The 5,227-nt window shown below is 68.9% G+C and carries 6 protein-coding genes; all 6 read right to left on the bottom strand.

Annotated elements, in window-relative coordinates; translation table 11 throughout:
- Positions 1 to 362 precede the first annotated feature (362 nt).
- A complete protein-coding gene (locus tag VFE05_23705) occupies positions 363 to 1,709 on the bottom strand; it encodes an inositol-3-phosphate synthase (GenBank protein ID HET6233103.1) in 1,347 nt (448 codons plus the stop codon).
- Between the two features lie 9 nt (positions 1,710 to 1,718).
- Positions 1,719 to 2,375 carry a CDP-alcohol phosphatidyltransferase family protein gene (locus VFE05_23710; GenBank protein HET6233104.1) on the bottom strand — a complete coding sequence of 219 codons (657 nt, stop codon included), beginning with the start codon at positions 2,373 to 2,375 and terminating at the stop codon, positions 1,719 to 1,721.
- A 17-nt stretch (positions 2,376 to 2,392) separates the two neighbouring features.
- Positions 2,393 to 2,752 (bottom strand): YlbF family regulator, encoded by a 360-nt coding sequence (locus VFE05_23715; protein HET6233105.1) that lies wholly within the window; start codon positions 2,750 to 2,752, stop codon positions 2,393 to 2,395.
- Between the two features lie 88 nt (positions 2,753 to 2,840).
- Positions 2,841 to 3,713 carry a peptide chain release factor N(5)-glutamine methyltransferase gene (gene prmC / locus VFE05_23720; protein ID HET6233106.1) on the bottom strand — a complete coding sequence of 291 codons (873 nt, stop codon included), beginning with the start codon at positions 3,711 to 3,713 and terminating at the stop codon, positions 2,841 to 2,843.
- A 117-nt stretch (positions 3,714 to 3,830) separates the two neighbouring features.
- Complete coding sequence (gene prfA, locus VFE05_23725) at positions 3,831 to 4,895, bottom strand: peptide chain release factor 1 (protein ID HET6233107.1); 1,065 nt, start codon at positions 4,893 to 4,895, stop codon at positions 3,831 to 3,833.
- A gap of 39 nt (positions 4,896 to 4,934) precedes the next feature.
- Positions 4,935 to 5,150: a 50S ribosomal protein L31 gene (gene rpmE / locus VFE05_23730; GenBank protein ID HET6233108.1), complete on the bottom strand. Its 216-nt coding sequence runs from the start codon at positions 5,148 to 5,150 to the stop codon at positions 4,935 to 4,937.
- Positions 5,151 to 5,227 lie beyond the last annotated feature (77 nt).

The following is a 5,227-nucleotide window of genomic DNA, read 5'->3' on the forward strand; positions in this document are numbered from 1 at the left end:
GGGGGTGGTGGAGGTGGTGGTGGAGGTGGAGGTGGAGGGTGGACATCTTTCGAAGAAACATTGCACCAAGCGCAGTTTACGATTGATGAGGATGCCCGTAGCCGGACGAGAGCCCGAGTGCTCTTCATTATCTGCACGGCGGGCGCGGTTGGAGGAGCAGTAGTGCTTATCGCGGCCGACGATAAGTAGATCGTCTTCTCTCGGGTTGATTGAAACCGCCAGGGGACACAGCGATCTACCCGCCAGGCAACTCGCAAAACGGAACGGCCCCGTCCGCGATGGACGGGGCCGTTCTCGTTCGACTCAGTTGGTTAGACCGCTCGCCTCACATGCGAGAGGACCGGGGTCGAGGCGTAGGAGCGTCAGACGCCGGCGGCTTCTTCGACTTCCTGCATGTAGTACTCCAGGCCCAGGTGCGTGATCTGGTCCTCGCCCATCATCCAGCGGAGCGTGTTCTTCAGCTTCATCTGCTGGATGAACAGGTCGTGCTCCGGCTTCACCTGCGGCGCGTGCATCGGGCTCTTCAGGTAGAACGAGAGCCACTCCTGGATGCCGTACAGGCCCGCGCGGCTCGCGAGGTCCAGGAACAGCGCCAGGTCCAGCACGATGGGCGCGGCCAGGATGCTGTCGCGGCAGAGGAAGTCCACCTTGATCTGCATCTTGTAGCCCATCCACCCGCGGATGTCGATGTTGTCCCAGCCTTCCTTCTCGTCACCACGCGGCGGGTAGTAGTTGATCCGCACCTTGTGGTAGATGTTGCCGTACAGCTCGGGGTGAGACTCGGGCTCCAGGATGTGCTCCAGCACTCCCAGCTTGCTCTCCTCCTTGGTCTTGAACGACTCCGGGTCGTCCAGCACCTCACCGTCGCGGTTGCCCAGGATGTTCGTGCTGTACCAGCCGTCCACCGCGAGCAGGCGCGCCTTGAACATGGGCGCCAGCACCGTCTTGAGCAGCGTCTGGCCGGTCTTGAAGTCCTTGCCCGCCACGGGCACCTGGTTCTGCTGCGCCAGCTCCAGCATGCCGCCGAAGTCGGCCGACAGGTTGGGTGCGCCGTTCGCGTAGGGCACGCCCTCCTTCAGGGCGGCGTACGCGTACAGCATGCTGGGCGCGATGCTCTCGTCGTTGGCATCCAGCGCGGCCTCGAAGGCCTCCAGCGTCTCGTGCGTGGCGCCGGGGCGGATGAAGATCTCGGTGCTTCCGCACCACACCATCACCAGGCGGTCGCAGCCCTTCTCGTCCTTGAAGCGGCGGATGTCCTCGCGCAGGGCCTCGGCCCACTCGCGCTTGGAGGTGCCGGGCTTCACGTTGGTGCCCTGGAGCTTCTTGACGTAGTTCTGGTCGAACGCGGCCGGCATCGGCTTGATCGACTTCAGGAAGTCGGCGATGGGCTCGATGTGCTCCCACTTGTTCAGCACGCCGGCGTTCAGCGCCGACTCGTACGCGTCGTCCGCGATGGGGTCCCAGGCGCCGAACACGATGTCGTCCAGGTTCGCGAGCGGCACGAAGTCGCTGATCTTGGGCGAGCGCTTGTCGCTGCGCTTCCCCAGGCGGATGGTGCCCATCTGCGTCATCGACCCGATGGGGCGCGCGATGCCGCGGCGGGTCAGCTCCACGCCGGCGATCAGCGTGGTCGAAACCGCCCCGAGGCCGGGGAGGAGGATGCCGAGCTTGCCCGTGGCGGGCCGCGGCTTGTTCTGTTCGTTGGTCATGGCTTGCCTCTAGTTGGCGGTGTTGGGACCGGCGCTTGGACCGGCGGGCGGGTGTCGCCGCGTGTGGCGGTACACCCAGACGATGCGCTGGAACGCCGTCAGGTTGGTCAGCACCGCCATGGCGATGAGGACCCACGTGAGCACCACGCCGTCCCACTTGGTGCCGAGCATCGCCGCGATGCCCAGCAGTACCACGCGCTCCGGGCGCTGCATGAGCCCGACCTTGCAGTCGATGCCCAGCCCCTCGGCCCGCGCGCGGGTGTACGAGATCATCAGGGAGCCGGCCAGCGCCAGCGCGACCGTGTACACCATCCACGGTTCCCCGACGTACGGATGGCCTCCGCTGTACACCGAGAAGAGGCCGATGAAGACCACGATCTCGGAGACGCGGTCCAGGGTGGAATCGTAGAACGACCCGAAGACCGATGCCAGGCCCGTCCCGCGGGCCACGTACCCGTCCAGGATGTCGAACAGGCCGCCCAGCAGGATCAGGAAGCCGCCCCACCCCAGGTGCCCGCGGAAGAAGCAGAGCCCGGCGCCGCAGGTCACCAGGAACCCGACCGTGGTGATCAGGTTCGGGTGCACGCGGCGGCGCACCAGCGCGTCCATCAGCGGCTTGATGAAGCGGACGAACCCTTCCTGCAGCCAGCCGGGGAGAAAGCTCATCTACCGCTTTCCAGGAATTAGGACGGGAGGATGATGCGGCTCTGCTCGCCGGCCTCGATCCCCTTCGCGATCTCTTCGTTGATGCGCATCATCAGCTTGTCGAAGTTCGCGCGGGCCGACTCGAACGCCTGGTAGGCGGGGCTGGCCTGGGCCTGCATGGCCACGCGCTCGAACTCCAGCTGCTGCTCCTCGGTGGGCTCCTCGCCGCTCTCGATGGCGCGGCCGAAGGCCTCCTGGATCTCGTTGAGCCGGTTGAGCAGCGCCACCGTCTGGCGGTCGTCGCTCAGCGTCGTGTTGGCTCGCTTCAGCGCGCCGTACTCGCCGCTCTGCGCGAGCAGGCGGCCCACCTCGCGTGCCTTCTCCCAGATCAGGTCCATCCCGCAAGTCCTTTCCGGCCTGCGGCGCCGCCGCGGCCCAGTGTCGTGTCGCCCGCGGGAACGAATAAGCCCGCCCGGGCCGCGGCCGTCAGCCGCCGAAGTCCGCCAGCACCATCCGTTCGCGCCCTGCAAGGTCGCGCAGCACCCGCGGCTCGCCGAAGCCCGCCGTCGCGCGTACGAGGTCCGCCACCGCCGCGCCCTGCTCGGCGCCGATCTCCATCGCCAGCAGCCCGTTCGGGCGGAGGACCGCGGGCGCGCCGGAGACGAGCCGCCGCACCACGTCCAGCCCGTCCGCGCCTGAGAAGAGGGCGCTGGCCGGCTCCCAGTCGCGCACTTCGGCGTCCAGCGACTCGCGCTCGGAGAGGCCGACGTACGGCGGATTGGAGACGACCACGTCGAACGTCTCCCCCGCCACCGGCGCGTACGCGTCGCCCTGGCGGAACTCCACCGGCGCGTGCGGCGCGGCAGAGGCGTGGTTCGCACGGGCGACTTCGAGCGCGCCGGCCTCCACGTCTGTGGCGACCACGCGCGCGAACGGGCCCTCGGTGGCGAGCGCCAGCGCGATGGCGCCGGAGCCGGTGCCCACGTCCAGCGCGTGCAGGCCCTCCCGGCCCCGCGCCCAGGCGAGCACCTCGTCCACCAGCGTCTCCGTCTCGGGACGGGGGATGAGAACGCGCCGGTCCACCGCCAGCCGCAGGTCGCGGAAGGCGGCCACGCCGTCAATGTACTGCAGCGGCTCGCGCTTCGCACGTCGCAGCAGCCGCTCCTTGAACAGCGCCACCTCTTCCGGCCGCAGCGGGCGGTCGTACTGGAGGTACAGGTCCAGCCGCTTGAGGCCCAGGACGCCGGACAGCAGCAGCTCGCCGTTCAGCCGCGGGTTGTGGAAGCCCTTGCCCTTGAGCCAGTCCGCCGTCCACGCCAGCATCTCCATCACCGTCCACGTCCGCGCCGCCTCGCTCACGCGTCGCCCCGGCGGGTCGGACGAGGAGAACGGACGCGTCCCCGCCCGCCGGCGGCGCAGTGCGCAAGCCGGAAGATGCGGGGCGGATGGGGGGCGGGGGCGCGAGTCAACGCGGGCTTACGCGGCGCGCTCTTCCTGCACCGACAGCTTGAGCCGCTCGATCACCTCGCCCAGGTCGCCGTCCAGCACCTGCTGCAGCGCGTGCGTGGTGAACCCGATGCGGTGGTCGGTGATGCGGCTCTGCGGGAAGTTGTACGTGCGGATCTTGGCCGAGCGGTCGCCGGTGCCCACCTGCGCCTTGCGGTCGCGCGAGCGCTCCGCCTCCTGCTCCGCGATGCGCGCGTCCAGCAGGCGCGAGCGGAGCACCTGCATGGCCTTGTCCTTGTTCTTGTGCTGGCTCTTCTCGTCCTGGCACGTCACCACCAGCCCCGAGGGCAGGTGGGTGATGCGCACGGCGCTGTCGGTCGTGTTCACCGACTGGCCGCCGGGGCCCGACGAGCGGTAGACGTCGATCTTCAGCTCGTTGGGGTTGATCTGCACGTCCACCTCCTCCGCCTCCGGCAGCACCGCCACGGTGGCGGCCGAGGTGTGGATGCGGCCCTGCGTCTCCGTAGCCGGCACGCGCTGCACGCGGTGCACGCCGCTCTCGTAGCGCAGGTCGCCGTACGCGTTCTGGCCGCGGACGACGAAGACCGCTTCCTTGTAGCCGCCCATGCCGCCCTCGGAGACGGACATCATCTCGATCTTCCACCCGCGCCGCTCGGCGAAGCGGGTGTACATGCGGAACAGGTCGCCCGCGAAGAGCGCCGCCTCGTCGCCGCCAGTGCCCGCGCGGACTTCTACGACGGCGTCGCGGTCGTCCAGCGGGTCGCGGGGGAGCAGGAGCAGCTTGACCTCGGCCTCCAGCGTGGCGACGGTGCCTTCCAGCTCGCCGGCCTCGGCCTGGGCCATGGCCAGCAGCTCGGCGTCGTCGCCGCCCAGCATGGCGCGCGTCTCCGCCAGCTCGCGGCGGGCCCTGCGCAGCCGCGCGGCGGTTTCCACCACCTGCGAAAGCTGCGAGTGCTCGCGCGAGAGGTCGCGGAGGCGCTTGGGGTCGCCGGTCACGGCGGGGTCGGCTAGCTGGGTGCCGAGGTCCGCGTAACGGCTCTCGATTTCCTGGAGACGGTCTTCCATGGCTGGCAGAAGCGAGAGAGCCGGGGCGCTGGGCCCCGGCTCGCTGTCTTACTTGGCCGCCGCTTCGGTGCCGGCGTAGCGCTGCCGGAACCGCTCGACGCGTCCCGCCGTGTCCATCAGCTTCTGCTTGCCCGTGTAGTACGGGTGGCAGGCCGAGCACACTTCCACGCTGATGCCGTCGGTCGTGGAGCGGGTCTCGAAGGTGTTGCCACAGGCACAGTGCACCGTGGTGGTCTTGTAGTTGGGATGAATATCCGGCTTCATGGCTGCACCATGCCCTGTGTACGAAGCTGCGGGCCAAAGGTCCTCGCGAGCCCTCCGCGGGACGAAACAGACCGGGA

It is taken from the genome of Longimicrobiaceae bacterium (assembly GCA_035696245.1).
Taxonomy (GTDB): Bacteria; Gemmatimonadota; Gemmatimonadetes; order Longimicrobiales; family Longimicrobiaceae; genus DASRQW01.

Excerpts from the sequence above, each read along its gene's own strand:
- VFE05_23705 (HET6233103.1), bottom strand. The coding sequence starts at position 1,709 with ATGACCAACGAACAGAACAAGCCGCGGCCCGCCACGGGCAAGCTCGGC.
- VFE05_23710 (HET6233104.1), bottom strand. The coding sequence starts at position 2,375 with ATGAGCTTTCTCCCCGGCTGGCTGCAGGAAGGGTTCGTCCGCTTCATC.
- VFE05_23715 (HET6233105.1), bottom strand. The coding sequence starts at position 2,752 with ATGGACCTGATCTGGGAGAAGGCACGCGAGGTGGGCCGCCTGCTCGCG.
- rpmE (HET6233108.1), bottom strand. The coding sequence starts at position 5,150 with ATGAAGCCGGATATTCATCCCAACTACAAGACCACCACGGTGCACTGT.